The 25,959-nt window shown below is 67.8% G+C and carries 26 protein-coding genes; 7 read left to right on the forward strand and 19 right to left on the reverse strand.

The features are described from left to right. Positions 1-161 precede the first annotated feature (161 nt). Positions 162-1,640 (reverse strand): hypothetical protein, encoded by a 1,479-nt coding sequence (locus ACKY0W_RS14030; RefSeq protein ID WP_409434555.1) that lies wholly within the window; start codon positions 1,638-1,640, stop codon positions 162-164. Between the two features lie 107 nt (positions 1,641-1,747). Beyond that, positions 1,748-3,100 (reverse strand): PE-PPE domain-containing protein, encoded by a 1,353-nt coding sequence (locus ACKY0W_RS14035; protein WP_409434556.1) that lies wholly within the window; start codon positions 3,098-3,100, stop codon positions 1,748-1,750. Positions 3,101-3,303: 203 nt separating this feature from the next. Here ACKY0W_RS14035 and ACKY0W_RS14040 point away from each other — a divergent pair, with 203 nt between their 5' ends. Next, on the forward strand, positions 3,304-4,080 hold the full coding sequence (locus tag ACKY0W_RS14040; RefSeq protein WP_406757350.1) for an SDR family NAD(P)-dependent oxidoreductase: 777 nt from the start codon (positions 3,304-3,306) through the stop codon (positions 4,078-4,080). 87 nt (positions 4,081-4,167) lie between these two features. On the opposite strand, the gene ACKY0W_RS14045 is transcribed toward ACKY0W_RS14040, so the two are convergent. The 4 genes from ACKY0W_RS14045 to ACKY0W_RS14060 are packed head-to-tail and all read right to left on the reverse strand — an operon-like array spanning position 4,168 to position 6,421. Continuing rightward, positions 4,168-4,548 carry a DUF4267 domain-containing protein gene (locus tag ACKY0W_RS14045; RefSeq protein ID WP_409434557.1) on the reverse strand — a complete coding sequence of 127 codons (381 nt, stop codon included), beginning with the start codon at positions 4,546-4,548 and terminating at the stop codon, positions 4,168-4,170. A gap of 36 nt (positions 4,549-4,584) precedes the next feature. Beyond that, the gene (locus tag ACKY0W_RS14050) at positions 4,585-5,304 is read right to left on the reverse strand and encodes an NUDIX hydrolase (RefSeq protein WP_409434558.1); all 720 of its coding nucleotides are present in this window, start codon (positions 5,302-5,304) and stop codon (positions 4,585-4,587) included. Between the two features lie 55 nt (positions 5,305-5,359). After that, positions 5,360-5,728, reverse strand: coding sequence for an STAS/SEC14 domain-containing protein (locus ACKY0W_RS14055; protein WP_409434559.1), 369 nt, complete (start codon positions 5,726-5,728; stop codon positions 5,360-5,362). A gap of 51 nt (positions 5,729-5,779) precedes the next feature. Beyond that, positions 5,780-6,421: a GntR family transcriptional regulator gene (locus tag ACKY0W_RS14060; protein ID WP_409434560.1), complete on the reverse strand. Its 642-nt coding sequence runs from the start codon at positions 6,419-6,421 to the stop codon at positions 5,780-5,782. A gap of 120 nt (positions 6,422-6,541) precedes the next feature. Here ACKY0W_RS14060 and ACKY0W_RS14065 point away from each other — a divergent pair, with 120 nt between their 5' ends. Next, positions 6,542-7,636, forward strand: a complete 1,095-nt coding sequence (locus ACKY0W_RS14065) for a class I SAM-dependent methyltransferase (protein WP_409434561.1) — start codon at positions 6,542-6,544, stop codon at positions 7,634-7,636. A gap of 66 nt (positions 7,637-7,702) precedes the next feature. On the opposite strand, the gene ACKY0W_RS14070 is transcribed toward ACKY0W_RS14065, so the two are convergent. The 6 genes from ACKY0W_RS14070 to ACKY0W_RS14095 form a co-directional block, all read right to left on the reverse strand. Beyond that, entirely contained in the window at positions 7,703-8,674 is a 972-nt protein-coding gene (locus ACKY0W_RS14070) for a glycoside hydrolase family 6 protein (protein ID WP_409434562.1), read from the reverse strand. A 63-nt stretch (positions 8,675-8,737) separates the two neighbouring features. After that, positions 8,738-10,003 carry a signal recognition particle-docking protein FtsY gene (ftsY, locus tag ACKY0W_RS14075; RefSeq protein WP_409434563.1) on the reverse strand — a complete coding sequence of 422 codons (1,266 nt, stop codon included), beginning with the start codon at positions 10,001-10,003 and terminating at the stop codon, positions 8,738-8,740. Between the two features lie 35 nt (positions 10,004-10,038). Next, a complete protein-coding gene (gene smc, locus ACKY0W_RS14080) occupies positions 10,039-13,629 on the reverse strand; it encodes a chromosome segregation protein SMC (RefSeq protein ID WP_409434564.1) in 3,591 nt (1,196 codons plus the stop codon). A 19-nt stretch (positions 13,630-13,648) separates the two neighbouring features. After that, the gene (locus tag ACKY0W_RS14085) at positions 13,649-13,930 is read right to left on the reverse strand and encodes an acylphosphatase (protein ID WP_409434565.1); all 282 of its coding nucleotides are present in this window, start codon (positions 13,928-13,930) and stop codon (positions 13,649-13,651) included. After that, positions 13,917-14,333 carry an OsmC family protein gene (locus ACKY0W_RS14090; protein ID WP_409434566.1) on the reverse strand — a complete coding sequence of 139 codons (417 nt, stop codon included), beginning with the start codon at positions 14,331-14,333 and terminating at the stop codon, positions 13,917-13,919. Before ACKY0W_RS14090 ends, ACKY0W_RS14085 begins: the two co-directional genes overlap by 14 nt. A 238-nt stretch (positions 14,334-14,571) precedes the next feature. Next, positions 14,572-14,964, reverse strand: coding sequence for a nuclear transport factor 2 family protein (locus ACKY0W_RS14095; RefSeq protein ID WP_409434567.1), 393 nt, complete (start codon positions 14,962-14,964; stop codon positions 14,572-14,574). Positions 14,965-15,124: 160 nt separating this feature from the next. Between ACKY0W_RS14095 and ACKY0W_RS14100 the strand changes: the two genes are divergently transcribed. From ACKY0W_RS14100 to ACKY0W_RS14110, 3 genes are all read left to right on the forward strand, one after another. After that, positions 15,125-16,339 carry a helix-turn-helix transcriptional regulator gene (locus ACKY0W_RS14100; RefSeq protein ID WP_409434568.1) on the forward strand — a complete coding sequence of 405 codons (1,215 nt, stop codon included), beginning with the start codon at positions 15,125-15,127 and terminating at the stop codon, positions 16,337-16,339. Between the two features lie 82 nt (positions 16,340-16,421). Continuing rightward, positions 16,422-17,051 (forward strand): DJ-1/PfpI family protein, encoded by a 630-nt coding sequence (locus ACKY0W_RS14105; RefSeq protein ID WP_409434569.1) that lies wholly within the window; start codon positions 16,422-16,424, stop codon positions 17,049-17,051. Positions 17,052-17,084: 33 nt separating this feature from the next. Further along, a complete protein-coding gene (locus ACKY0W_RS14110) occupies positions 17,085-17,858 on the forward strand; it encodes a PIG-L deacetylase family protein (RefSeq protein WP_409434570.1) in 774 nt (257 codons plus the stop codon). A gap of 114 nt (positions 17,859-17,972) precedes the next feature. On the opposite strand, the gene mutM is transcribed toward ACKY0W_RS14110, so the two are convergent. Genes mutM through sepIVA form a run of 4 tightly spaced genes read right to left on the reverse strand, consistent with a single transcriptional unit; the run spans position 17,973 to position 20,913 of the window. Further along, positions 17,973-18,818 carry a DNA-formamidopyrimidine glycosylase gene (mutM, locus tag ACKY0W_RS14115; protein ID WP_409434571.1) on the reverse strand — a complete coding sequence of 282 codons (846 nt, stop codon included), beginning with the start codon at positions 18,816-18,818 and terminating at the stop codon, positions 17,973-17,975. 2 nt (positions 18,819-18,820) lie between these two features. Then, positions 18,821-19,531, reverse strand: a complete 711-nt coding sequence (gene rnc / locus ACKY0W_RS14120) for a ribonuclease III (protein ID WP_409434572.1) — start codon at positions 19,529-19,531, stop codon at positions 18,821-18,823. Further along, positions 19,528-20,136 carry a YceD family protein gene (locus ACKY0W_RS14125; protein WP_409434573.1) on the reverse strand — a complete coding sequence of 203 codons (609 nt, stop codon included), beginning with the start codon at positions 20,134-20,136 and terminating at the stop codon, positions 19,528-19,530. The genes rnc and ACKY0W_RS14125 overlap by 4 nt, the downstream gene beginning before the upstream one ends. A gap of 39 nt (positions 20,137-20,175) precedes the next feature. Beyond that, complete coding sequence (gene sepIVA, locus ACKY0W_RS14130) at positions 20,176-20,913, reverse strand: cell division protein SepIVA (protein ID WP_409434574.1); 738 nt, start codon at positions 20,911-20,913, stop codon at positions 20,176-20,178. 143 nt (positions 20,914-21,056) lie between these two features. Here sepIVA and purU point away from each other — a divergent pair, with 143 nt between their 5' ends. Then, complete coding sequence (gene purU / locus ACKY0W_RS14135; protein WP_409434575.1) at positions 21,057-21,998, forward strand: formyltetrahydrofolate deformylase; 942 nt, start codon at positions 21,057-21,059, stop codon at positions 21,996-21,998. A gap of 40 nt (positions 21,999-22,038) precedes the next feature. After that, a complete protein-coding gene (locus tag ACKY0W_RS14140; RefSeq protein WP_409434576.1) occupies positions 22,039-22,593 on the forward strand; it encodes a DUF4334 domain-containing protein in 555 nt (184 codons plus the stop codon). Here ACKY0W_RS14140 and ACKY0W_RS14145 read toward each other — a convergent pair. From ACKY0W_RS14145 to ACKY0W_RS14155, 3 genes are read right to left on the reverse strand one after another with little or no spacing between them, the layout of a single operon-like run. Beyond that, positions 22,590-24,575: a 5-oxoprolinase/urea amidolyase family protein gene (locus ACKY0W_RS14145; protein ID WP_409434577.1), complete on the reverse strand. Its 1,986-nt coding sequence runs from the start codon at positions 24,573-24,575 to the stop codon at positions 22,590-22,592. The genes ACKY0W_RS14140 and ACKY0W_RS14145 overlap by 4 nt on opposite strands. Beyond that, positions 24,572-25,189 (reverse strand): urea amidolyase associated protein UAAP2, encoded by a 618-nt coding sequence (locus ACKY0W_RS14150; RefSeq protein WP_409434578.1) that lies wholly within the window; start codon positions 25,187-25,189, stop codon positions 24,572-24,574. Before ACKY0W_RS14150 ends, ACKY0W_RS14145 begins: the two co-directional genes overlap by 4 nt. After that, the gene (locus ACKY0W_RS14155; RefSeq protein ID WP_409434579.1) at positions 25,186-25,944 is read right to left on the reverse strand and encodes a DUF1989 domain-containing protein; all 759 of its coding nucleotides are present in this window, start codon (positions 25,942-25,944) and stop codon (positions 25,186-25,188) included. Before ACKY0W_RS14155 ends, ACKY0W_RS14150 begins: the two co-directional genes overlap by 4 nt. Between the last annotated feature and the right edge of the window lie 15 nt (positions 25,945-25,959).

Consider the following 25,959-nt stretch of genomic DNA (forward strand, 5'->3'; position numbering starts at 1 on the left):
GCGCAACAGTTGTTTCGGCGCTAGCGCCGCTCCGTTGCAGATGTGTGACCACCTGCTCACACCGGTCGAACCCGGAAGAGCCCAGAAGAGTGCAAAAGAATGTCCCACGAACCGCCTGCCGCGCGCGGTCGAACCAGTCGCGGCCAGCCCAGGCGGCGGCGTCAGGCGGGCGCGCCGGGTGCACCCCCGGCGCCGCCGGCACCACCGGTGCCGTCGACGTTGGGATCGCCGGGTGTGCCCGCGCCGCCGGCGGTTCCTCCGGTGGACCCGCCGTGGCCGCCGTCGCCGCCGTCCCCGCCGGCGCCCACCGAACCATTGCCGCCCGCACCACCGTTGCCGCCGCGGCCGCCGGAGCTGCCGGTCTGATCGGCCGCTGCCCCGCCGTCGCCACCGTCACCACCGTTAGCGCCGACCCGGCCGCCGCCGCCGGCACCGCCGACTCCCCCGGCACCGCCGTTCCCACCGGTCGTTCCGACACCGCCGGCCCCGCCCGCGCCACCGTTGCCACCATGGCCTCCGGTGCCGAACGGGTTGGTCAGACCTGCGCCGCCCGCGCCCCCGGCGCCGCCGTCTCCGTCGTCGCCCGCCTGCCCGACCGCGCCGATCCATCCGACGCCCGTGCCGGCAGCACCGCCTCGGCCGCCGTCGCCGCCGTCGCCACCGTTGCCTCCGTTGGGCTGGCTGGCGGTGCCGATGCCGCCGGCCGCCCCCAGCCCGCCGACGCCACCGGCGCCGCCGTTACCGCTGAAGCCCAAGAGCCACCCGGCATTGCCGCCAACGCCGCCGTTACCGCCGACGCCGCCGTTCAACGCGGTCACATCGGGACCGTTGACACCGGCCCAGCCGGAGCCACCGCGCCCACCGGTTCCGCCGAATCCCCACCCGGCCAGGGAGTCACCACCGCCGCCGCCGGTACCCCCGGCGTGCGTCACCAACGACGTGCCGTCGAAGGTGTCGTGGAAGCCGGTGCCACCCTGGCCGCCGACACCGCCGTCGCCGAACCACATTCCGCCGGTACCGCCCTGGCCACCCGCGCCGGCCTCGATCACCACACCACCCGCACCGACGTAGGCGGCGGCGCCCTGACCGCCCGCACCACCGTTGCCGAACAATCCGGCGTCGCCGCCATCACCGCCCACGCCACCGTTGACTCCGGCGACGCCGGCCGCACCGTCGCCGCCGTCACCGAAAAGGAACCCGCCGTCGCCGAGGTTTCCCAGACCGAGCCAGCCGAACAACGAGTTGTTGACACCGTTGAAGCCGTCGATTCCGTCGCCGATCAGGTCCCGGCCGAACATCAACACAACGGGAGTGTTGATCAGGTCGATCAGCAGCTGGTTTCCGGCGTTGTGCAGGAAGCTTTCCAGTGCGTCGTGGATCGGGAGATAAAAGCTGTCCTGATAGAGCTGAGCCCAGTCAGCCGGTACGAACAGATTGAAGTCGGCGCCGCCGAGATCACCCGGGTCGAAGCTGGCGATGCCGATGTCTGCGAGGTCAGCGCCGGCCGGGTTGACGTCGGCCGTGTCGAACCAGGTAACAGGGTCGAAGAAGTCGAAATCCGCCTGGGCAGATGGCGCCATCGTCATGGGCGCCAGGACGAGCGTCAATGCCGCCGCAGCACCGCCTATCGCACGACTCATCCGGCCAGTTGCGCTACGACCCCGGTGCCCGGCACTACGGCGAAGACGACGATTCATTGCGATTGACCTTTCTACGACTAACCCGTGTTGACGGGCGCGAAGCTGACTTAGGCGGCGGTAACCGTGTCCAGGCCGAGGAATTCGCCGATCCAAGACAGATCGGGATTCCCGTCGACAAGGGACCCGAGTGAGTTCAGGAAATCCGGCGAGTCCCCTGCGTCGGTCGCCATCGCCGAACCACCGAACAGACCACCGAACAGCGAGGTCGGGTCCTGGATATCGAAAAAGACGCGTTGGGCTGCGTTCCACAGCGTCGAGAACGGTTCCTGCTCCATAAACGAGCCCCAAACGTAGTTCGCCGGGTCCTGCAGGTCACGAAATGCTGCCTGAACACCTTCCGACCAGGCTGCACTCAGAGCGGTGTTGACCTCAGCCCAGCTGATGTTGCTCGGCAACAGGTCGAAACTGAAGGTCGTGAGCTCGTTGGCAGGTCCCTGGTTCCAGCCTTCCGTGAGGCTGCCATAGCCCAGATTGACCAGGATGCGCATGCTCGGTTCCAAGAGGTCGGCCAAGGGGTTCCCCCAGACGGGATTCACCCGTAACAGATCCAGCAGAGGGAGCGAATCCGTGGGGATCACATAATAATTGGTGAGACCGTCTCCGGTGGTTTCCAACTGAATTGCGTTGGCGATGTCGTCATGACTCACACCGAAATATCCGTCATGCAGCAAGAACATGCCGACGACGGCATTAAGCGACGATATCAGGTTCAGCGGATAACGGGGAAAATCGGCGTACCCGTCGTATTCCATCGTGTAGACATCGGTGGTGAAGTAGTCCGGCGTCGGATGCCCGAGGGTCATCCCGTTCCAAAAAGTGAGGTCCCCGCCCCAGAAGTTCAGTAACTGGAGGAGTCCGCCGTTCGGGTTCGCAGAATTCCCCACAAGCACGAAATGAACGTTGTCGGGCGCGACACCCTCGTGCTCGAGTTGTTCCATCGTCATTGACGACATTGCCGAACTCTGCGAGTAGCCGAACACATACACCGGGTTGTCGGCGTTCACCTGGCCGGTGGCGATCTCCTTGTTGATCGCCTCAGCGAGGATCTGGGCGCCCTGGACCATCGAGATGTTGCCCGGGAAATACAGCTGGGGCGTGAACAGCGACTCCGCTGTTCCGGTAAAGCCGTGCGCCTGGAGGTACAACAAGTTCGCGGCGTTGACGTACCCCTCCGACGGCAACGGAATACCGCTGCCGCCCATGACGAACGCGATGTCGCCCGCGGTCAGCGCTACGTCCTGTGACACGGCAGCCGAGGACCGGGCGGACAACGGCGATGCCGTCGCAAGCCCCGCCATGCCGGCGAAGACGACGAGAACGCTTACGACAGCGAGAACTCCGCGACCACGGCGGAGCGAACGCCCCCCCTGCGGACCGGTCATCGCGACGACACCAGCCATGGAAACCCCTTGAAATGCCCTTCAACGCACCGCGGAACGCGGAACCCCACCCGAAATTAGATCACCCGCAACAGTTTTAGTCAGTAGTTCGGTGGAAAGCCAGCCAGATTGACATAACTGCGCTTATTGGGGCATGATAAAAAATCGGCCTTTCGGCTTCCCCGAATCGTAGCGCGGAACACCGTCCAAGTAAGGTGTCATTCGTGGATATTAACGGAGCAAGCGCGATCGTCACCGGTGGCGCATCAGGAATCGGCGCGGCCACTGCCCGCCAGTTGGCCGACAGGGGCGCACGGGTCGTCGTCGCCGATCTGCAGGCGGACAAGGGTGAGGCCCTGGCCCACGAGATCGGCGGCGTGTTCGTGTCCGTCGACGTGACCAGCACCGAACAGATCATCGACGCGGTCAACACCGCGACGGACCTCGGCCCGCTGCGGGCGCTGGTGAACTCGGCCGGTATCGGCTGGGCGCAGCGCACCATCGGCAAGGACGGCGAGTTCGAGTCGGCACACAACCTGGACCTGTACAAGAAGGTGCTCGCCATCAACCTGGTCGGCACCTTCGACTGCATCCGGATCGCGGCCACCGCGATGAGCCGCAACGAGCTGACCGACACCGGCGAGCGTGGCGCAATCGTCAACATGACCAGCGTTGCGGCCTTCGACGGCCAGATCGGCCAGGCCGCCTACTCGTCGTCCAAGGGCGGCGTCGTGGGCCTGACCCTGCCGGTGGCCCGTGACCTGTCGGCGGCGGGCATCCGCGTCAACACGGTGGCCCCCGGCCTCATCGACACCCCGATCTACGGCGAGGGCGAGGCCTCGGAGGCCTTCAAGGCCAAGCTCGGCGAGTCCGTACTGTTCCCGCACCGGCTCGGCAAGCCCGAAGAGCTGGCGTCGATGGTGGTGGAGCTGCTCACCAACTCCTACATGAATGCCGAGGTCGTCCGCGTGGACGGTGGCATCCGGATGCCCCCGAAGTAGTTTTCGTACCCGAGGTTGAGATTGCGTCCAGGGTCGCGGATACCGCGAAATGTACAGCCCTGGACGCAATCTCAGCGGACGACGGCCTCAAGGCCTGGGGGCGCGCCGGCGCGTGGCACCCCAGAGCCCGACGCCGATGCCGACAACTGCTCCACCGAGACCAACGATCTGCTGTCCACGCTTGAGATCGGCGTGCACGCTGATCCCGCCCAGCAGGTCGGCCGCATCGGCACCACCGGATGCGAGGAACCAGCCGCGCGTGTCGCGACCGCGCAACGCCCCGTTCAGGAGTAGCCCGCCGATCAGGGCGTCCCGGTATCCCATCGAACGAAGCAGCAGGCGCGCAGAAGGCCCGGGATCGTCCGGTTCTCCCCACCACCGATTCGCCCGAAGCGGATCGACGAGAAACGAGATACCCGACGCCAGCCGGATACTGCCCGCGACCAGCGCCGCACGGTCTTTGATCATGAAGCGCAGCCTAGGGCCCGGCGCTTGGGCCCGAACCTATTTCCAGGCGAATACCGGTTGTTCCAGCTCGTCGACCCGGTCCCCTCGACCCTCCAAGCACAGCCACCGCACTTGCAACAGCACCGCCCCGGTCGGCGCGTGGATCAGGTCATTGCCCAACGGGATCTGCACGACCGGGCGCGTGCTCTCCGGGATACTGACGAAGCGCGGCGAATCATCGCGTTGCAGCTGATGTAGCCCCACGCGGTAGACCGCCACCACCTCGGCCGGTTCGGGACGGAGATCGAGCCGTCCCCCGCCCCAGATCACCACCGGCGTGATGACGTATCCGGAGCGAGTCGGATAGTCGTCGAGCACGCCGAGCACAGCCGAGCCAGACAAACTGATGCCGACCTCTTCGTCCAACTCGCGCAGGGCCGCGTCGACCGCGGTTTCGCCGGGATCCAGGCGGCCACCGGGCAGCGCCCACTGAGCGGCATGCGAGGTGAGACGAGAGGCCCTGCGGCACAGGAGGAAGGCAGCACCCCCGGACACATCGACCATGCGGCCGTCTAGACCAGCCTCCGGCAAGGGCCGACCGGCGATCCAGTCATCCACGGGCGCGGGGTCGACCCGGTCTTCGGCGACTTCGGAGTCCACGATCACCACCGCGACGGCCGCGTGCCGCTTCGACGGGTCGGTCACGACGCGGCGGTCATGCCCGTCCAGATGTGCCCGGATCCGCTCCCGCAGCGCCTCGTCATAGCTGATGGTCACCGCTTGACCATAGGCGCCGTGACAGGAACGATCTCGATGCTGACCCACCCGTCGGTCAGCCGGCTGCCCATTCCTTGGCACGGTCGACGTCATCGAGGCCGAACACCGCCAGTTCGCCGGGGATCATCCACTCGAGCGCATGCAGAACGTGGGCGACCCACTCCTTGTCGGACACCACCGCGATCCGTTTGAACGCGGCGTGATGCGGCAGCACGGCGCCCAGACCGAGCTTGATGTCCTCGGCCAGCCCGCCGGGCCCGAAACCCTCGTAGTCGGAGTCGATCACCTCGACGATCCGAACGTCGCCCCCCTGCAGAAGCTCGTGCAGCGCGGGCTTGATCTCACGCAGTTCGTCGCCGCGAAGCCGCCCCGACACCCGAATTCCGGTCACTCCCTCGGGCATGTCCGCCAGTAGCTCGATCATGGGAATGCTCCCTTCCGCCGATGCCGTCACCGTAGTCCGCGGGATCGTCGACTATCCGAAGTCGTTGCCGTGTGATTGGTGTTCGCGGAGCCGGCTGGAGAAGGTCATCCAATCGCCGGCCTCGACATCGGTGAGCAGGCTCCGATGTTCGGCCAGCACGAGATCGGGTTGCCCGCGGACTGTCGAGTTGCGCACGATCGAGAGGTGCTGTCGATCTTGGAGCCGGTCGTAGAACGCCAGCATCGTGGAGTTGTTCGCGAGCTCCACGAAAGCGCGATGGAACTGCATCGCCAGTGCCGCAAAGCCGGGATAGTCGCGCCGGCGTAACGCCTGGTCCTGCCCATCAAGGTTCTCCTGCAGGCGCGCACCGAGTTGCCGCCGGGCTTCAGGGTCGCCGAGTTGCACACCGGCACATTCAAAGGCGTGCCGCACCTGGTCTGACTCGCGGATCTCATCGACAGTCAATTCACGCACCAGCGCACCGCGCTTGGGATAGATCCGCACCAGCCCTTCGTCCTGTAGACGCGTCAGCGCCGCGCGCACCGGCGTACGGCTCATCGACATCGACGCCGCCAGGGCCGACTCGCTGAGCATGGCACCGGCCGGGAACTCACCGCCGAGGATGCCCGCGCGGATCAGGTCGTGAGCACGTTGTGCGGAATTGACCGTCACGTCGCCCATACGGTCCTCCATGATTGGCTACTACTCTCTAGGATACTTCTAGTATCCTAGTTGGCGGCCCGTCACGAAGCCACTCGGCCGATTCGGCCGTGACGGTGTGCGCCGAGGGCGCAGAGAATCTGGAGGAGTGTGGTGACAACACCAGCGAGCGGGCATCAGCCGACGGAATCCACCGCCCAGGAAGTGGCATTCGCCGATCGCGTCACCGAGGCGCTGGACGCCGCCAGCCTCGCTCTGCTCCTGAGCCTGGGCCATCAAAGCGGACTGTTCGACGCGCTGACCACCCTGTCAGCACCGGCAACCAGCGCCGAGATCGCCACCCGCACCGGGCTCAACGAACGCTACGTTCGCGAGTGGTTGGGGGGCACGACGGTGGCCGGCGTGCTGGACTACGACCCCGTCAACCAGACGTATCGATTGCCGCAGCACCATGCCGCTGTGCTGACCCGTGCTGCCGGGGCCGCCAACCTGGCGCGCGTCGCGCAGTACATCGCGCTGATGGGCGAGGTCGAGCAGAAGGTATTGGGCTGCTTCCGGCACGGCGGCGGACTGCCCTACAGCGACTATCCGCGCTTCCATGCCGTGATGGCGGAGCGAAGCGGCGAGGTCTTCGACACGGCACTGGTCGACGTCGTCCTGCCCCTCGTCGAGGGCTTGCCGCAACGGCTCCGCGACGGCGCGGATGTGGCCGATTTCGGCTGCGGCAGTGGACACGCCGTCAACGTCATGGCCGAGGCGTTTCGCACCAGCCGGTTCACCGGCATCGACTTCTCGACCGAGGGCATCGAGCGCGCGTCGCGCGAAGCGACTCAGCGGGGATTGGCCAATACCACCTTCGAGAGCCACGACCTGACCACGTTCGACCGAGCATCGGCGTACGACCTCGTCACCGCGTTCGACGCCATTCACGATCAGGCGCAGCCCGCGCGGGTGTTGGAGAACATCTATCGATCCTTGCGGCCGGGTGGCGTCTTCTTGATGGCCGATTCGAAGGCGTCAAGCCGCTTGGAAGACAACATCGGCACCCCCATGAACACCTACCGCTACACGGTCTCACTGATGCACTGCATGCCGGTGTCGTTGGCCTTGAACGGTGCCGGTCTGGGCACCATGTGGGGCCGCCAACTCGCCATGTCGATGTTGGCCGACGCCGGCTTCACCGACGTCGAGTGCTCCGAGATCGACGAGGATCCGTCGAACTACTACTTCATCGCTACCAAACGCTGAAGTGAAGGAGATCGCGGTTCGCGCGGTGGCACGACGCTGCCCCGGAGGCCGGTTAGGCCTGCCCGGTCAGCCCGCGTTGCGCGCCAGGTTGATGGCGTAGTCGCTGACGAAGTGTCCCGCGGCGGGTTCGCCGGAGCCGCAGCTGCCGTCGGACTCCCCGACCCGCTTGACCCACAGGTAGGCGTCGGCGTGCTGCCCGGCGGTGTTGGCGGTCGGCGGCGTGCCCAGGGCCCGCCCGCTGGGGTTGCACCAGCCGTAGGGGTCGCCTTCCGCGGGGCCGGCGCCGTTGCGGGAGGTGTCGATCACGTAGTGCGCGCCGCCGGTCATCCCCGAGATCTCTTCGCCGTAACCGGTTTCCTCTTCGGTGGTGAAGTAGTTCGTGCTGTTCAGGGCAAAGCCCCGCGCGCGCCCCACACCGGCCTGGTTCAGGCGGTTGGCCATCTCTCCGGCGCTGACCCACCGCGAGTGCCCGGCGTCGACGTAGACGGCCGTGGCCGGGTTGCGTCCCAGCGTGTCGACGGCGTAGCTGATCAGGTCGAAGCGCTCCTGACGCGCATCACCCGAGAGGCAGTCGGCCATCGCGAGCGCGTCGGGCTCGAGGATGATCGCGGCCGGATTGCCGCCGATCCCGTCGGCGATGCTGTCGACCCAGGCGCGGTAGGACGCGCCGGAGGAGAATCCGCCCGCGGCGTAGCTTCCACAGTCACGGTGCGGGATGGCGTAGAGCACCAGCACCGGCATGGCTCCGGCCGCCGCGGCCGCACCGGTGTGTCGGGCCACCGTCGAGCCGACAGAACCCACACCGAACGCCTGGTCCAGCCAGTACGCCTGCGGGGTGTTGGCGACACGGGCCAGCTCGGCGCTGTCCGGCTGCGCGTTGGAGGCATGCATCGCCTTCGAGATGGGATCGACATAGAAGGGCATGCCGCCCAGCGGGTTGTCCCCGTCGGCCTGGGCGGGGGCCGCGCCGGCCAGGGCCGCAACGGCAAGGAGGGGGGTGAGGCAGCGCGCGACCGCGCCAAACGCTGAGGGGATCACAGGCAAAAATTACCTTATGGCCGACCCGAGGTCACAAGACGGTCACGGTGGAGGCCGGATCGCTCAGCCGAGCAGCGCGTCGACGAAGGCGCCCGGCTCGAAAGGAGCCAGGTCATCGGGCCCCTCCCCGAGCCCCACCAGCTTGACCGGCACACCCAGCTCCTGCTGCACCCGGAAGACGATCCCGCCTTTGGCGGTTCCATCCAGCTTGGTCAGCACCACTCCGGTGATGTCGACGACGTCGGCGAATACCCGGGCTTGGGCCAGGCCGTTCTGCCCGATAGTGGCGTCGAGGACCAGCAGCACCTCGTCGACGGCCGCACGGCGCTCGACCACCCGCTTGACCTTGCCGAGCTCGTCCATCAGACCGGTCTTGGTGTGCAGCCGTCCGGCGGTGTCGATGACCACCACGTCGACACCGTCGGACACGCCCTTGTCGACCGCGTCGAACGCGACCGAGGCCGGATCGGCGCCCTCGGCGCCCCGCACCACTTCCGCGCCGACCCGCGCTGCCCAGGTCTGCAGCTGGTCGGCCGCGGCGGCCCGGAACGTGTCGGCCGCCCCCAGCACCACGCGACGGCCGTCGGCCACCAGCACCCGGGCCAGTTTGCCGACGGTGGTGGTCTTGCCGGTGCCATTCACCCCGACCACCAGCAGCACCGACGGGTGCTCGTCGTGCGGCAGCGCCCGGATGGAGCGCTCCAGACCAGGCTGCAGTTCGCCGATGAGCACGTCGCGCAGCACGGCACGAGCCTCGGCTTCGGTGCGAGCCTGGCCGCCGGCCAGTCGGCTGCGCAGCTGCGTCACCACCGATTCGGTGACGATGGGACCCAGGTCGGCCACCAGCAGGGTGTCCTCGACGTCCTGCCAGGAGTCGTCGTCGAGGTCTCCACCGCCCAGCAGCCCAAGCATACTGCGGCCCAATGCGTTCTGAGACTTGGCCAACCGGCCGCGCAGCCGCTCCATCCGGCCTTCGACCGGCTCGATGTCCGGCTCGACGACCTCTGGCGCCGGCGCTGCCTGGGTTTCGGGAAGGACTTCGGCCGGCGCTTCGGGCAGATCGACGTCGGTGATGGTGCGCCGGGGCGCGTCACGCGGAACGGTCGCGTCGTCGCCGATGACAGGCGCGGGCGGCTCTGACGTCTCGGTCCGGCTGAAGGTGATGCCCGAGGAAGCGGTGTAGCCACCGGAGCGGTCCAGGCTCTCGCGTTGCGGCGCGGACAGGTTGATCCGGCCTCGCCGATACCGCACCAGGCCCCAGACCAAGGCACCGACCAGGATTAGCGCGACAACGACCGCCGCGGCGATCAGGAGAGTTTGAGACGACACGACCGTCATTGTGGCAGCAGGGACTTAGTGCGGGTTCACGCCTGGCTGGAAACGAGCTCTTCGCCCCGGATGCGTTGGGAGATCACCGCGGTGATCCCGTCGCCCTGCATTGTCACCCCGTACAGCGCGTCGGCCACTTCCATGGTCGGCTTCTGGTGGGTGATGACGATGAGCTGCGAGCGGGCCCGCAACATCTCGAACAGCGCCAGCAGCCGGCGCAGGTTGGTGTCATCCAGCGCTGCCTCGACCTCGTCCATGATGTAGAACGGCGACGGGCGGGCCCGGAAGATCGCCACCAGCATGGCAATGGCCGTCAGCGACTTCTCCCCGCCGGACAGCAGCGACAGTCGCTTGACCTTCTTGCCGGGCGGCCGGGCCTCGACGTCGACGCCGGTGGTCAGCATGTCGCCGGGGTCGGTCAGCAGCAGCCGGCCTTCCCCGCCGGGGAACAGCGCCGCGAACACCTCGGTGAACTCGCGCTCCACGTCGGCGTAGGCGTCGGTGAAGACCTGCAGGATGCGCGCGTCGACCTCGGAGACCACATCGAGTAGGTCTTTGCGGGCCGCCTTGACGTCCTCGAGCTGAGTCGACAGGAAGTTGTAGCGCTCCTCGAGCGCCGCGAACTCCTCGAGCGCCAGCGGGTTGACCCGGCCCAGTTCGGCCAGCTCGCGTTCGGCGCGTTTGGCCCGGCGCTCCTGGGTGGCACGGTCGAAGGGCATCGGGGCGGGGGCCATCACCAGTTCACCGCGGTCCCGGGCCTGCTCGTACTCGGCCATCTCCAGTTCGGTCGGTGGCAGCGCCACGTCCGGACCGTATTCGGCGATCAGGTCTGCCGAGCTCATACCGAACTGTTCGAGCACGGTCTGCTCGAGTTGTTCGATACGCAAGGCGGCCTGCGCCTTGGCGACTTCGTCGCGGTGCAGTGACTCGGTGAGCGCGGTGAGCCGGGTGCTCTGGGCGTTCACCTCGTCGCGGACGGCGACCATCGCGGCGGCTCGCTGCTGGCGTTCAGTCGCCAGCCCATCGCGGATCCGCGCCGCCGCGGTCACCACATGTTGCAGACGGCGAGCCAGCGAGCTGCCGGCGTCGGCCACCGCTGCCGCTGTCGTCGCCGCGCGTGCGCGTGCGGCGCGAGCCTGCTCGGCGCGTACCCGCGCCTCGCGTTCGGCCGCCGCCGCCCGGCGCAGCGAGTCCGCCTTACCGCGTACCGCGTTGGCGCGTTCCTCGGCGGTACGTACCGCCAGCCTGGCCTCAACCTCGACGCTGCGCGCCGCCTCGGCTGCCGCCGCGATCTGCTGGCGATCCACCGGTTCGGCGGCCGCGGCCGGCTGGTCCTCTTCGGCGTTGCGCAGCCGCGCCTCCAGTTCGCCCAGCTCCGTGACGGTCTGCGCCCGGCCGGTCTCCAGCTCGTCGCGCTCACGCAGCCGGCGGTGCCACTCGGCCTCGGCGGCGCGGGCTTCTTGCCCCAGTCGGCCCAGTTGCTCGTGGGTCGCGGCGATGGCGGCATCGGACTCGTTGAGCGCGGCCAGTGCCTGCTCGGTGGCGTCCCGGCGCGCGGACTGCTCGGCCAGCGCTCCGGAAAGAGCCGCACCGAGTTCACCGGCCTGCGTCTGGGCGGCGGCCAGTTCGGCGCGGGCCTTGTCGATCTCGCTGTTGATCTCCAGGGTGGACGGCTTGCGATCCGATCCGCCGCTGACCCAGCCCGCACCGACCAGATCTCCGTCTAGCGTCACCGCGCGTACCCCGGGGCGCGCGGCCACCAGGTCCAGCGCCTTGGGCAGGTCGTCGACCACCGCCACCGCCGACAGCATGGCCGTCATCGCGCCGCGCAACTTCTCGGGGGTCTCGATGAGCTCCACCGCCCAGAGCGCTCCGTCGGGCAGCACCGCACGCTGGTCGGTGGCGGGCAGCGGCCAGTCCCCCAGCACGATGGCGGCCCGGCCACCGTCGGCGGTCTTGAGCGCATGCAGCGCCGAGCGGGCCGCGCCGGCATTCTCCGCGGCCAGCGCGTCGGCCGCGGACCCCAGCACCGCGGCCAGCGCCGCCTCATACCCCGAACGCACCTTGACCAGCTTCGCGATCGACCCGAACAGTCCGGGACCGCTGTGGTTCGCCGCGAGCCAGGCGGCGCCGTCCCGGCGTTCCAGCCCCATCGACAAGGCCTCGATGCGAGCGTGCAGCGAAGCCACCTGCCGCTCGGCGGCGCGCTCGGCCGCCTGAAGTTCGGCGACCCGCTCATCTGCCAGCTGCAAGGTGGCCACGGTCCGCTCATGGTGGTCGTCCAGACCGACCTCGCCCTGATCGAGCTCGGAGACCCGGCCCTGAATCGTTTCGAACTCCGCCTGCGCGGCCTGAGCCCGCCCGGCGGCTTCCTCGATGCGCGTCGAGAGCTGCCCGACGTGCGTATCGATCGATTCGACCCGCGCCCGGATCGTCTCCACCTGACCGGTCAGCCGGGCCAGGCCCTCCCGCCGGTCGGCTTCGGCACGGACCGCGGCCAGATGCGCCTTCTCCGCCTCGGTGCTGCGGCGCTCGCGTTCGGCCAGCTCGGCGCGCGCCGCCTCCAGCCGGATCCCGGCCTCGGCCAGCTCGGCCAACAGTTGCTGCTCGGCCGCGGCCACCTGCTCGGCCTCGGCGTCCAAGGCGTCCGGGTCGACGCCGGCGGTGGTGATCGGCTCTTCGTCGAGATGGTGCGCGCGTTCGCTGGCGATGCGCACCGTGGCACTGACCCGCTCGGCCAGCGCGGACAGCGAGAACCAGGTCTGCTGGGCGTTCTCGGCGCGCTGGGTCAAGCTGGCGACCGCGGACTCGTGGGCGGTCAGTTCGTCGGCGGCCACCGCCAGACGCTCGGTGATCTGGTCGTGTTCGCGGCGCAGCGTCGCCTCGGCGTCGGTGGTTCCGGCGAACTCTGCTTGCCGCGACACCAGATCATCGGCGGTCAGCCGCAGCTTGGCGTCGCGCAGGTCGGCCTGGATGGTGGCCGCTCGCCGTGCGACTTCGGCCTGGCGGCCCAGCGGTTTGAGCTGGCGGCGCAACTCGGTGGTCAGGTCGGTCAGGCGGGCCAGGTTGGCCGCCATCGCATCCAGCTTGCGGACCGCCTTCTCTTTGCGCTTGCGGTGCTTGAGCACCCCGGCGGCCTCTTCGATGAATGCCCGGCGATCTTCGGGCCGTGATTCCAGGATCTGCGCCAGCCGGCCCTGGCCGACGATGACGTGCATCTCTCGGCCGATGCCGGAGTCGCTGAGCAGCTCCTGAACGTCCATCAACCGGCAGCTCGCGCCATTGATCTCGTACTCGCTGGCTCCGTCGCGGAACATCCGCCGGGTGATCGAGACCTCGGCGTACTCGATCGGCAGCGCGTTGTCGGAGTTGTCGATGGTGACGGTGACCTCGGCGCGACCCAGCGGGGCGCGCGAGGAGGTGCCGGCGAAGATGACGTCTTCCATCTTCCCGCCGCGCAGGGTCTTGGCGCTGTGCTCCCCCATCACCCAGGCCAGCGCGTCGACCACGTTGGATTTGCCCGAACCATTCGGTCCGACCACCGCGGTGATGCCCGGTTCGAAACGCAGAGTCGTCGGCGCGGCGAAGGACTTGAAGCCCTTCAGCGTCAAACTCTTGAGATGCACGGGAGGTGAGACTACCGGGCTAGCGTTCGGCGAAACCGTCGATCGGGTCCCCAACGTCCGCCCAGTCGACGACGACGGTGGTCACCCGCCCGGGCGTGGTGCCACCCTGCAACAGTTCCAGCAGGCGCTCACAGTCCGCGCGAGGCCCCTGAGCGACGACATGCACCCGGCCGTCCGGGCGGTTGGCCGCGTAGCCCGTCAGGCCCAGCTCGAGCGCCCGCGACCGTGTCCACCATCGAAATCCGACGCCCTGGACGTGGCCGTGCACCCAGGCGGACAGCCGGACGTCAGGACCGGTCACCGGAGTCGATCTCGAAGCGCACCTCGGTGCCGGATTTCAGGGTGCGGCCCACCGTGCAGACCTGGTCGACAGCGCGGTGCACGACGGTCAGCAGCCGCTGTTTGTCCGCTTCATCCAAACCCGACAGGTCCAGCTTCAGGACTTCTTCCAGCAGCGGATAGCGCTCCTGCTCCCGATCGGCGAGGCCCGAGACCTCGATGGTGGCCTGGTAATCGTCGCCGAGCCGGCGGGCCAGCGGGGCGTCACTGGACATTCCGCTGCATGCGGCCAGCGCGATCTTCAGCAGCTCTCCGGGGGTGAAGACGCCGGCGACGTCTTCACTGCCGACCAGCACCTGCGCGCCCCTCGAACTGTGTCCGGTGTAGCGGCGGGTTCCGGTTCGTTCCACCCATAATTCGGTCATGGGGATATCTTGGCAGCCCCGGACGTGACCGCGCCGAACGTGCGTTCGGCGTGCGCAAGCGGATGCCGCTGTGCCGATGGCGGTGACCCGCTGCGCCCGGCTCCGCCGCGCTTGCGATCCCCGCTAGGCCAATGGCGGTGACCCGCTGCGCCCGGCTCCGCCGCGCTTGCGATCCCCGCTAGGCCAATGGCGGTGACCCGCTGCGCCCGGCTCCGCCGCGCTTGCGATCCCCGCTAGGTCAGTCGGCCACCGCCGCAGCAGGCTTTCTGCCGTACTGGCGCTCCATCATGGCCGTGTCGCCGTACACCTGCACCCGCGCGGTCTTGCCGTTACGCAGGGTGTAGACCTCGGCGCTGTGGCCCCGTTCGCCGCCGATCGCCGCCTCGCTGAGGACCACGACGGTCTCCCCGTCGGCCAGGAAGCGCTTCGGCGTGATCGTCGGTGACTTCTGCCCCAACTGCATCAGGAACTCCATGAGCTCCCCTTTGCCGCGGTAGGTTCCGCTGATTGCACTCTCGCCGGGCTGCACCCATTCGATGTCGTCATCGAAGAGCGCCATCAGGGATTCGGTGTCGCCGGCGGCGAACGCCTGGTAGCCGTTGCGCACCAGCGCGATGTTCTGCTCGGACATCTGTCGGGTCCTTTCTTAGGTATTCTCTTGTGCCCGGCCTACTTTCACGCATCAGAGCCGGAACATCTCACGCGCCAAGTGCGCGGCTTGCACGGCCGGCGCTTGCTGACTGGCGGCATCCATAAGGCAAGCACCATCACCGCAAAATTGCCTCATCCCAATGGACGAGATCCGCGTAAACTTTTGCGACGAGAAGACAGGCGTCTTCCCATTCCTTCACAACCGGGAGCATGCGGAATGTCCAGGCCTATCAATGGATTCAGGGCCCGCGATGAGCGCGATCGATGAATTCTCACAACTGATCTCTCGTATTTACTCCGCGGTGTTGGCTCCCGACGAATGGGATCTCGCCATGGCCGCCATCGCCCGCGCCTTCACCGCGCATGCGGCGTCGCTGGTGCTCTCCGACAATGTCTCGCGCACACTGAAGCACGCGCAGATGCCGTCGTCAGCGGCTGCGGCATACGCGGCGCACTACGAACGGCTGGATCACGTCCTTTACGCGGTGGAGAACGGACCGGTGGGTGTGGTGCGGACCGGCGCTGAACTCATGTGGCCCTACCAAAATTGCGAGTTTCAGATCGACTGGGCTCGCCCGAATGGACTGCACGACGGACTGTTCGTTCGGCTCACTTCCGGAACGACGATGACCAGCCTGGCCATCGCCAGTACAGAGCAATCGCAGCGGTTCGACAATCCCGAGAATCTTGCGTTGATGAACCGTCTGATTCCGCATCTGCAACAAGCGCTTCGATTGCAGGACCGTCTCGAAGATCTGGATCGCCGCAATGGTGATCTCACGGCGGCCAGTGAGGCCGTCCGTCACGGGGTCGTCATCGTCGAAGGACGGCGATGCGTTTACGCCAACGGTGCCGCGGAGCGCATTCTGGGTTCCGACGACGGCTTGCGGATCGAACGCGGCTGCATCACAGCCGATTCCTCGCACGCCGACGCGGAGTTGGAACACAGCATCGCCCGACTGTCCAAGGCCGAAAGCCAGGAAATCTGGGGCGGTTCATTCCTGTGCGCACGCCCCTCAGGGCAACGCCCCTACATCGTTCATGTCCTACCGGTCGAGGCGAATTCCTTTGCGACACTGCACCCCGGACGGGCCATGGTCATCATCGTCGACCCCGAACGACAGCCGGAACCACCCGCGATACTGCTGCGACGCCTGTACGGACTGACGAACGCCGAAGCAGAGGTGGCCCTGTTGGTGATGCGAGGCGAGGGGCTGACCCCGATCGCCGAAGAGCTTTCGGTGTCGCTGACCACCGTGAAGACCCACCTCCGGCACATCTTCGACAAGACCGGCATCCATCGCCAGGCCGAACTCGTTCGGCTGCTGATCCTGCTCGGCCCCACGCGCGGATAACGAGATCTGCGGATCCGGCGCCACAGGACTATCGTCAGAGCTGTCCCGCAACACCATTCGCCGAAGGGCCGGGAGGGCATCCGTGCAGGTAGCGATCCCGCTCTTCCCGCGATTCACCGCGCTGGACGCGATCGGGCCATACGAGGTGCTGCAACGGATCCCAGGTGCCGAGGTGGTTTTCGTCGGGCACCGCCGAGGCGAGGTCCGCAGCGACAACGGGATGCTCGGAGTCCTCTGTGACGCCCGATTCGACGAACTGACCGCACCCGAGGTCTTGGTCGTCCCTGGCGGTGTCGGGACACGAACACTGCTCGACGACGCGGAATTGCTCGACTGGATACGCAGCGCCCACACCCACACCAGGTTCACCACCTCGGTATGTACCGGCTCGCTGCTGCTGGCCGCCGCGGGACTCTTGGATGGGATGACCGCGACCACTCATTGGAGCGCCGTCGGGTTGCTGGAACACCTGGGCGCCAGCTACGTGGAGCAGCGTGTGGTCGAGCATCTGCCGGAGCGGATAGTGACCTCCGCGGGGGTCTCCAGCGGCATCGACATGGCGCTGCGGCTCGCCGAACTGTTGGCCGACGCCGAGGCGGCCCGCGCCATCCAGTTACTGATCGAATACGACCCGCAACCGCCGTTTGACTGCGGGTCGCTGGCCAAGGCCGGCGAGGACGTTCGACGGCGCGTCGCGCAGCTGAGGCGCTGACACAGCCGACCGCCACGGGCATACTGGGCATTTATGGCGACGGTGGTCGCGTTCCACGCCCATCCCGACGACGAAGCAATTCTGACCGGGGGAACCCTGGCGCGCGCGGCTGCCGAGGGGCATCGCGTAGTCGTGGTGGTAGCGACCGATGGACGCGTCAATGACGGCGATGGCGATCGGCTCGTCGAATTGCACGCGAGCGCAACGGCCCTCGGGGCCCACCGGGTCGAATGCCTGGGCTATGCCGACAGCGGCTTCGGGGCGGAGTTCTATCCTGACCCGCCGGGGCGGATCAGGTTCGCGCGCGCCGACATCGAGGAGGCAGCACAGCGACTGGCAGCCGTCCTGCGTGACGAAGACGCGGATCTGCTCCTGAGCTACCAGTCCAACGGCGGCTACGGCCACCGCGATCACGTGCGGGTTCATCATGTCGGCAAGCGGGCCGCGCAGATCGCGGCGACACCGCGCGTGCTCGAGGCGACGATGCCCCGGGAGATGCTGACCCGGGTCGCCGAAGGCGCACGTCTACTGCACCTGCCGGCGCCTTACGGGCGCGAGGTGGTACGCACCGCATACGCACCGGCATCAAGCATCACGCACCGGATCAACGTGTTTCGGTTTGCCCGGCAGAAGCGCGATGCCTTCGCCGCGCACCGCTCCCAGATCGGCGCCAGCGCCGCCGCCGCGCGGCTGTTCGCGGTGCTGATGCGGCTTCCCCCACAGGCGGCCGGCCTGATCTTCGGCCGAGAGTGGTTCATCGATCCGAATCTGCCGCCGGGCAGGGTGCACCGCAACATCTTCGAGTGATCGAAGGCCGGTCTCCGCAGCGCGGGGGCCGCTACGGCGCGAGCGTGCGCAGAATGCCACCATTCTCGGCGTGTTGGCGCACAGACACGCACGCTCGCCGAAAGAGAACGGCAGTCAGCGTTGGCATTTCGGGCAAAAGTATGACGAGCGGTTCATGAACTTCTCCCGGCGGATCGGCGTCCCGCAACGACGGCACGGCTCGTCTTCACGGCCATAGGCGTCAAGTGACCTGCTGAAGTAGCCGGATTCACCGTTGACGTTGACGTACAGCGAATCGAACGAGGTGCCCCCGGCTGCCAGTGCGTCGTTCATCACCGCTGCTGCCGCACCCAGCAGTGCCCGCAGCTGCGGCCGGGACAATCGGTCGGCCATTCGGGTGCCGCGAACCCCGGCCCGCCACAGCGCTTCGTCGGCGTAGATGTTGCCGATACCGGACACCACGGTCTGGTCGAGTAGTTGGCGCTTGATCTCGGAGTGCTTGCGCCGCAGCACCTCCACCACCGACTCGGTGTCGAAGCGCGGGTCCAGCGGGTCGCGGGCGATGTGGGCGACCGGCACCGGCAGTGCGCTGCCGTCCACGACGACCAGGTCGGTGAGCTGCCACCCGCCGAACGTGCGCTGGTCGACGAAGCTGACCTTCGTACCGTCGTCGAGCAGGGCGGCGATCCGCAGGTGTCTGGCGTCCGGAAGCTCCCCCAGCAACATCTGGCCGCTCATCCCCAGATGCACCACCAGCGCCTCGTCGGCCGCTGCCCCGCTCAGCAGCAGCCACAGGTACTTGCCCCGGCGGTCGGTGCCGGTGACCTTCGCGCCCAGCAGCCGACCGGTCAGATCGGCAGGGCCGGCATCGTGCCGGCGCACCGCCCGCGGATGGTGCACCCGCACCCCGGTGATCGTGCGCCCGACCAGGTGCTCGTTCAGGCCGCGCCGAACCACCTCGACCTCGGGGAGTTCGGGCATGCTCAGGCCTGCGGCGTGTTGTCCAGCGCGTCCAGCGCCTGCCAGGCCGCCGCCGCGGCCTTCTGTTCGGCTTCCTTCTTGGTCCGGCCGACTCCGGTTCCGTACGCGGTATCCGACACGACGGCAGTCGCGGTGAACTCACGGTCATGGTCGGGGCCGGTGGAGCTGACCTGGTAGGACGGCACGCCGAGACCGCGCGCGGCCGTCAACTCCTGCAGGCTGGTCTTCCAATCCAGGCCGGCACCCAGCGTGGCCGCGGTGTCGAGCAGCGGACCGAACAACCGCAGGATCACCTCGCGGGCGGTGTCGATTCCGTGCTGGAGGTACACCGCTCCGAGCAGGGACTCCATTCCGTCGGCCAGGATGCTGGATTTGTCGGCGCCGCCGGTGTTTTCCTCGCCCCGGCCGAGCCGCAGGTGGGCTCCCAGGCCGTCCTCGGTCAGCCCCCGTGCCACATCGGCCAAGGCGGTGGTGTTGACCACGCTGGAGCGCAGTTTGGCGAGGTCCCCCTCGGGCCTGTCCGGGTGGCGATGGAAAAGCTCGTCGGTGATGGTCAGTCCGAGCACGGCATCGCCCAGGAACTCCAGGCGCTCATTGGTGGGCAGACCGCCGTGCTCATAGGCGTAACTGCGATGCGTGACGGCCAACGTGAGCAAGTCGTCGGCGAGATCCACGCCGAGTGCATCCAGCACAGCTTGCCGGGGACGGCTCACCGCTCACCGTCGTCGCTCGGTCGGGCCTCGTCCTGCGGTTCAAGCATTCCCGCCAATTTCGCCCAGCGCGGATCGATCTTGTCGTGGTGATGCCCGGGCTCCGCGGTGACCAGCACCGCCCCGCAGTCCGGGCACAGTCCGGGACAGTCGGGGTCGCACAGTGGGGACAGCGGCAATGCCAGACCGACCGCGTCGACAATCGCCTGTTCGAGGTCCACCGCGTCGTCGACGACCCGGCCCATCTCGTCGTCGTCGGTGGTGGCGTCGGTGGTGCTGTCGGGGTAGGCGAACAGTTCCGTCAGCTCGACTTCGACCTCGCCGGTCAGCGGTTGCAGGCAACGCGCGCATTCGCCCGCGGTGCGCGCCGAGACCACGCCGCTGACCAGAACGCCCTCGGAGACCGACTCCACCCGCAGATCCAGATCGACTGCGGCGTCCGCAGGAATCGCCACCAAGTCCAGCCCGATGCGATTGGGGCTGATCCGCTGCTCGTGCAGCGGCAACAGCGCACCGGGGCGTCGTCCCAACCGGGAGACATTGACCACGAACGGCGCAGGCAGCCGTCGGTGTGCTGCCTTCATACCTGCGCCGGGGTGCCTCGCCATGCCGCGATTCTACGCAGCGCGTTCCTCGACGTTCTCGGGTCAGCGAGTCGCGTAGTCGTGAGTGCCCGCGGCGGTACGCAGTTGGTGACGACCACGGTTGATCGAGCGCAGCGTGCCGTTGAGGAAGTCCTCGAATTCGGCCAGCTTGGCGTCGACGTAGATGTCGCATTCGCCGCGCATCCGGTCGGCCTCGGCGTGTGCCGAATCGATCAGCCGGGTGGATTCGGCGCGCGCCGAGGTCACCACCTCGTTCTGCGACACCAGCCGCTGCTGTTCCTTGATGCCTTCCTGCACGGCCTTCTCGTAGGCGGCGTTGCCGTTCTCGACCAGTCGGTCGCATTCCGCCTGGGCGCGGCTGGTGGCGGTCTCGAACTCACGCTTGGCGGTGGCGCTCAGCCGGGCCGCTTCTTCGCGGGCCTCACCGACCATCCGCTCGCTGTGTCCACGGGCCTCGGCCACCATCCGGTCGGCCTGCCCCTTGGCATCAGCCAGCAACCGGTCGGCCTCCGCGCGAGCGTGGCTGACCAGCGAGTCGGCTTCGGTGGTGGCCGAGCCGACCATCGACTCCGCGTGCTCCTTGGCCTCGTTGAGGACCGAGTCGCGGGCGTCGAGAACGTCTTGGGCGTCGTCCAACTCTCCGGGGATGGCGTCGCGGATGTCGTCGATCAACTCCAGGACATCACCGCGAGGTACCACGCAACCGGCCGTCATGGGAACGCCACGGGCCTCTTCGACAATGGAGCCCAGTTCGTCAAGGGCTTCGAACACTCGGTACACGGCAGCACCCTCCAGGCATAGTTGTTGTTACTAGTGTGCCCTGTGTTACGCGTGTGACTGTGTTAGTCGCCCGGTGTGTCGGATTCTCGTGCACTTCACCGGTAGCCTGACCCGTTGAAGTCGGAGATGAGCGAAGGGCGGCCATGACGAACGGTTCCGGGGGCCACGGGGGCACCGCGACACCAGGGCAGGCCCCACAGGGCTATCCGCAACAGTCCGGCGCCCAGGCCACCACCGATCTCGGCCGGCTGCTGCTGAGCTGCCGGGACAGTCACGGCATCATCGCCGCGGTCAGCGCCTTTCTGGCCGAGGCCGGCGCCAACATCATCTCGCTGGATCAGCACTCGACCGCACCCGAAGACGGGACCTTCGTGCAGCGGGCGATCTTTCACCTGCCCGGCCTGCCGGCAGCCCTCGACGGACTCCAGGAGCGCTTCGGCGCCACCGTGGCCCAGCGGTTTGCGATGGACTATCGGTTCACCGAAGCCGCCAAGCCCAAGCGGGTGGCGATCATGGCGTCCAAGACCGACCATTGCCTGCTGGACCTGTTGTGGCGCAACCGCCGCGGCGAGCTGGAGATGAACGTGGCGATGGTGATCTCCAATCACCCGGAGCTCGCCGAGCAGGTACGCCCGTTCGGGGTGCCGTTCTTCCACATCCCCGCAACCCGCGACATCCGCGGCGATGCCGAACAGCGTCAGCTGCAATTGCTCTGCGGCAACGTGGATCTGGTGGTGCTGGCCCGCTACATGCAGATCATCACCGGCGACTTCATCGAGGCGGTGGGCTGTCCGCTGATCAACATCCATCATTCCTTCTTGCCGGCGTTCATCGGCGCGGCGCCCTATCAGCGAGCGCGGGAACGCGGCGTGAAACTGATCGGCGCCACGGCGCACTACGTCACCGAGGTGCTCGACGAGGGTCCGATCATCGAACAGGACGTGGTGCGGGTGGATCACACCCACAGCGTCACCGATCTGGTGCGGCTGGGCGCCGACGTGGAGCGGGCGGTGTTGTCGCGGGCGGTGCAGTGGCACTGCCAGGACCGGGTGATCCGGGTAGGCAACGAGACGGTGGTGCTCTAGGCGGCTCCGGAGTTGACATCTGTCGAGTACGGTGTTGCGCATGGCTGTCCAGGACTTGTTCTCGAGCGTGCCGACGACCACCGCCGAGGCCTGTGAGATCTTCGACGCTGCAGAGGCCGTCGACCCCGATTTCATGGTCGGCACCTGGCATGGTTCCGAGCTGCCGACCGGCCACCGGATGGACGGGCTGTTGGCCGCCACCGGCTGGTGGGGCAAGCAGTTCGTCGATGCCGAGACCGTCCATCCGCTGCTGTTCCCCACCCGCGACGGATCTGCGCTGTGGGCGTTCAACCCGGTGCTGGCGTTCAGTGTCCTCGGGCTCGCCACGAAGTTGCCGGCGCTGAAGAACCGCTCGTTCCTCCGGCAAATCAACGCGGTGGCGCCACTGCTGCGGACCCGTGCGCCCCGGGCTCGGCTGCGCACCACCCGGTTCCGCGGAGTCGACAGCGCCACGATGGTCTACGACCAGGCGCCGGTCAACGACGTCTTCCGCCGGCTCTCCGATGACGCGGTGATCGGTGCGATGGACCTGCGGGGCTCGTCGCGACCGTACTTCTTCGTGCTGCGCCGCGACGATTCGCTGAAATTGGCCTAACCGCTGGCGATTTCGCCGGCGTCGTGCCACGCATTGCGCTCCGCGGTGAACGCGGCGACCTGTTGGTCCCGGAATCCAGCGATGCTCTCGGTGTTGTCGGCCAGGAATCGGCGGTAGGCCGGCAGTGAGAACTCTCCGTCGGTGATCTCTACCCGACCACGCCCGGCCGCCATGTCGGCACGCAAGTCCAGGAGCTCCCCGGCTCCGACCGGATAGAAGCTGATGCGGTCGAAGTAGCGCAGCAGCCAAGGGGTTTCGGCATCGAACAGCCCGGCGGTGGCATGCCGGTGGTTCCACACCTGGGTGGTGCGCCCGACGAACTGGTAGCCGCCGGGCCCCTCGATGCCGTAGATGCACAGGTAGGCGCCGCCGATCCCGACGGCATTCTCCGGGGTCCAGGTGCGGGCGGGGTTGTATTTGGTGGTCACCAGCCGATGCCGGGGATCCAGCGGGGTGGCCACCGGCGCGCCGAGGTAGATGTCGCCCAGGCCCAGCACCAGGTACTGCGCGTCGAACACGATGTCGTACACCTGCGCGATGTCGTCGAGGCCGTTGATGCGCCTGATGAACTCGATGTTCGACGGGCACCAGGGCGCGTCGGGGCGCACGCCGTACATGTAGCGGCGAATGGCCTCGTGGGTACCGGGGTCGTCCCAGCTCAGCGGCAGGCGTACCGATCGGCTCGGCACCACGAGTTCATCGCAGGGCGGCAGCGCGTCGTCGATGGCTGCCACCTCGTCGGTCACCTCGGCGCAGGAGAACTGCTCGGTGTCGAATTGGATCTGCAGTGATCGCACACCCGGAGTCAGTTCGGCCAGCCCGGGCAATCCCCGCTGACGGAGTTGGTCGTAGAGCACCTGCACCCGCGCCCGTAGCGCCAAATCCAGGGTCATCGGTCCGTATTCGAGCAGCACGCCATTGTCTCCGGCGCGCCGCAATGTGACGGCCGTCCCGTCGCGGCCGGTGTAACGCTGCAGCACTCCGTCGTCGCCGTCGCCGGAACGGGAGACCACGACGGGCAATGCCGCGCGCCGGCGCACACCCAGCGCTGCCGTCGGCGGGGCGTGGCCCGCACGGATCGGCACCAGGCGCACCGTGTCGCCGGGCGAGAGCTGGCCGAGTTTCCATCGGTCGCCGCGCACCACCGTCACCGGGCAGACGAACCCGCCCAGGCTGGGTCCGTCCGGACCGAGCAGGATCGGGGTGTCACCGGTGAAGTCCAGCGCCCCGATGCTGTAGGCGGTGTCGTGAATGTTGGACGGGTGCAGGCCGGCGTCCCCGCCGTCGGGACGGGCCCACCGTGGTTTCGGCCCCACCAGCCGCACGCCGGTGCGATCGGAATTGAAGTGCACGGTGTAATCGGTGGTGATCAAGGTGTCCATGTCGGCGCGGGTCAAGAACTCAGGCGCGGCGTGTGGCCCCTCGGTCACCGCGAGGTCCCAGTGCCGGCCGATGCTGGGCTGGCTCTCACTGGGGGCACGGGTGAGCGTCGGCGGGGCGCCGCCCAGGCCGACGGCGCTGAGTCGATCCGATTCGCGCAATGCCCGGCCGTGGTGTCCGCCGAATACACCTTGGGTGAAAGTAGCTGCGCTGCCCAGAAATTCCGGTGTGGCGATGCCACCCTCCACCAGGACGTAGCAGCGCATCCCCGGCCCGGGGATGATGCCGATCTCCAGGAGGCCACCGGCGGGTATCCGGATCGACTGCCATTGCCCAACCGGGACACCGTCTAGGCTGACCGGCACCGCGGCGCCGGTGATGCACACCCAGGCGGGATCCGAAAAGCGCAGGGCAGGTCCGGCTTTGGTGCATTCCAAACCGGCGGCACCTTCGGGATTGCCCAGTACCTGGTTGCCGATCCGAAACGACAGGTCGTCCATGGGCCCGGACGGCGGCACCCCGATATGCCAGTAGCCGACGCGCCCGGGCCAGTCCTGGACCGTGGTGAACATGCCCGGCGAGACCACCTCGATGCCGATCATGTTCGGGTGATCACCATCCGCACCGGTGTCGGGTCGAAGCCGTTGCACGGGTTGTTGATCTGCGGGCAGTTTGACACCAGAACCAGGGTGTCGATCTCGGCGCGCAGGGTCAGGCTCTTGCCCGGCGCCGAGAGGCCGTCGACGATGCCCAGCGTGCCGTCTGCTTCCACCGGCACGTTCATGAACCAGTTGATATTGGAGACGATGTCGCGCTTGCCCAGGCCCCATCGGGCCCCTTCGGCGAGGAAGTTCTCCACGCAGGCGTGCTGGTGGGCGGTGTGATGGCCGTAGCGCAGGGTGTTGGATTCCTGCGAGCACGCTCCCGCGATGGTGTCGTGGTTGCCCACGTCGTCTGCGACGACGGTCATCAGGGCGGCGCCGTCGGCGCTGCGCAGCGCCGATCCGGTGCTCAAGAAGATGTTGCGCTGAGCGGTAACGGTGGCCTGGGCGCTGTACCGGCGGGTGTGGTCGGCGGCGTCGTAGAGCAGGCAGTCCACCGCCTGGTTTCCGTGCAGGTCGATGATCTGCAGCTGGTCACCGGCGCGCACCACTGCCGACCAGGGCGCCCGGGCCGCCACCACCTCGTCGGAGATGATCTGCGATTGGTTCGTCATGAGCGTTTCCCCGATCCGGCGGCCCAGGCCGCCTCCGTGTTCTGCACCGCTCGCAGGTATTCCGGGTCCTGGTTGGTCAGGTCGGCCAACTGCTCGCCGGCCTGCCAGCCGAGCACGTCCAGTTCGGTAGCGGGAGGCTTGGGATCCAGCGGGTGCGCGGTGTTGGCCAGCACCATTACCACCGGCAGGTGGACCAGCAGGTCAACCGCCGCACCCGCGCCCACCGACCCGGTGAATTCCAGTGCGCCGCTGACGGGGTCGACACGCACGCCGCGGAACAGCGACACCGACGGCGCCACGTCCCGAATATCCATGCCCTGCTTGATCGCGGCGAGCAGCAGCAGTTGGCGGCCGGTGGCGTCCGGGCCGCAGAGCAGGTCGTGGCGCCCCGAGGAGTCGGCGACGACGGTGGCCAGTATCCGGCCCTGATCGGACAACAGGGGGTGACCGACACCGAGGTAGGCCTGCCACGGCACCTTCATGGTGTCGGCGACATTGAGCCGTTCCCAGGGCGCCTCGGCCCGGTACAGCAGCAGGTGCGCGCACGCCCCGCCGTCGACGTCGATCAGCCGAATCCGGCTGCCCCGGGCGAGCACCTTGGTGGTGTAGCCGTTCGGCGGGATCGATTCCGCCCAGACCAGCGTCGAGGGGTCGACGTCATCGGGAGTCGCCGGGACGCGCGGCGTTGCCTGCTGCGCCTGCGCGCGGGCATGGGTACGCGCCCCGTCGGTGGAATCGGTGCGTGGATTGTCCATGACCAGGAAGCTAGC

The sequence above is a fragment of the Mycobacterium sp. SMC-14 genome (assembly GCF_046250075.1).
GTDB lineage: Bacteria > Actinomycetota > Actinomycetes > Mycobacteriales > Mycobacteriaceae > Mycobacterium.

Excerpts from the sequence above, each read along its gene's own strand:
- ACKY0W_RS14155 (WP_409434579.1), bottom strand. The coding sequence starts at position 25,944 with ATGGACAATCCACGCACCGATTCCACCGACGGGGCGCGTACCCATGCC.
- ACKY0W_RS14145 (WP_409434577.1), bottom strand. The coding sequence starts at position 24,575 with ATGATCGGCATCGAGGTGGTCTCGCCGGGCATGTTCACCACGGTCCAG.
- purU (WP_409434575.1), top strand. The coding sequence starts at position 21,057 with ATGACGAACGGTTCCGGGGGCCACGGGGGCACCGCGACACCAGGGCAG.
- ACKY0W_RS14125 (WP_409434573.1), bottom strand. The coding sequence starts at position 20,136 with ATGGCGAGGCACCCCGGCGCAGGTATGAAGGCAGCACACCGACGGCTG.
- mutM (WP_409434571.1), bottom strand. The coding sequence starts at position 18,818 with ATGCCCGAACTCCCCGAGGTCGAGGTGGTTCGGCGCGGCCTGAACGAG.
- ACKY0W_RS14140 (WP_409434576.1), top strand. The coding sequence starts at position 22,039 with ATGGCTGTCCAGGACTTGTTCTCGAGCGTGCCGACGACCACCGCCGAG.
- ACKY0W_RS14110 (WP_409434570.1), top strand. The coding sequence starts at position 17,085 with ATGGCGACGGTGGTCGCGTTCCACGCCCATCCCGACGACGAAGCAATT.
- ACKY0W_RS14090 (WP_409434566.1), bottom strand. The coding sequence starts at position 14,333 with ATGACCGAATTATGGGTGGAACGAACCGGAACCCGCCGCTACACCGGA.
- ACKY0W_RS14030 (WP_409434555.1), bottom strand. The coding sequence starts at position 1,640 with ATGAGTCGTGCGATAGGCGGTGCTGCGGCGGCATTGACGCTCGTCCTG.
- ACKY0W_RS14035 (WP_409434556.1), bottom strand. The coding sequence starts at position 3,100 with ATGGCTGGTGTCGTCGCGATGACCGGTCCGCAGGGGGGGCGTTCGCTC.
- ACKY0W_RS14150 (WP_409434578.1), bottom strand. The coding sequence starts at position 25,189 with ATGACGAACCAATCGCAGATCATCTCCGACGAGGTGGTGGCGGCCCGG.
- ACKY0W_RS14055 (WP_409434559.1), bottom strand. The coding sequence starts at position 5,728 with ATGATCGAGCTACTGGCGGACATGCCCGAGGGAGTGACCGGAATTCGG.
- ACKY0W_RS14100 (WP_409434568.1), top strand. The coding sequence starts at position 15,125 with ATGGACGAGATCCGCGTAAACTTTTGCGACGAGAAGACAGGCGTCTTC.
- ACKY0W_RS14045 (WP_409434557.1), bottom strand. The coding sequence starts at position 4,548 with ATGATCAAAGACCGTGCGGCGCTGGTCGCGGGCAGTATCCGGCTGGCG.
- ACKY0W_RS14095 (WP_409434567.1), bottom strand. The coding sequence starts at position 14,964 with ATGTCCGAGCAGAACATCGCGCTGGTGCGCAACGGCTACCAGGCGTTC.
- ACKY0W_RS14060 (WP_409434560.1), bottom strand. The coding sequence starts at position 6,421 with ATGGAGGACCGTATGGGCGACGTGACGGTCAATTCCGCACAACGTGCT.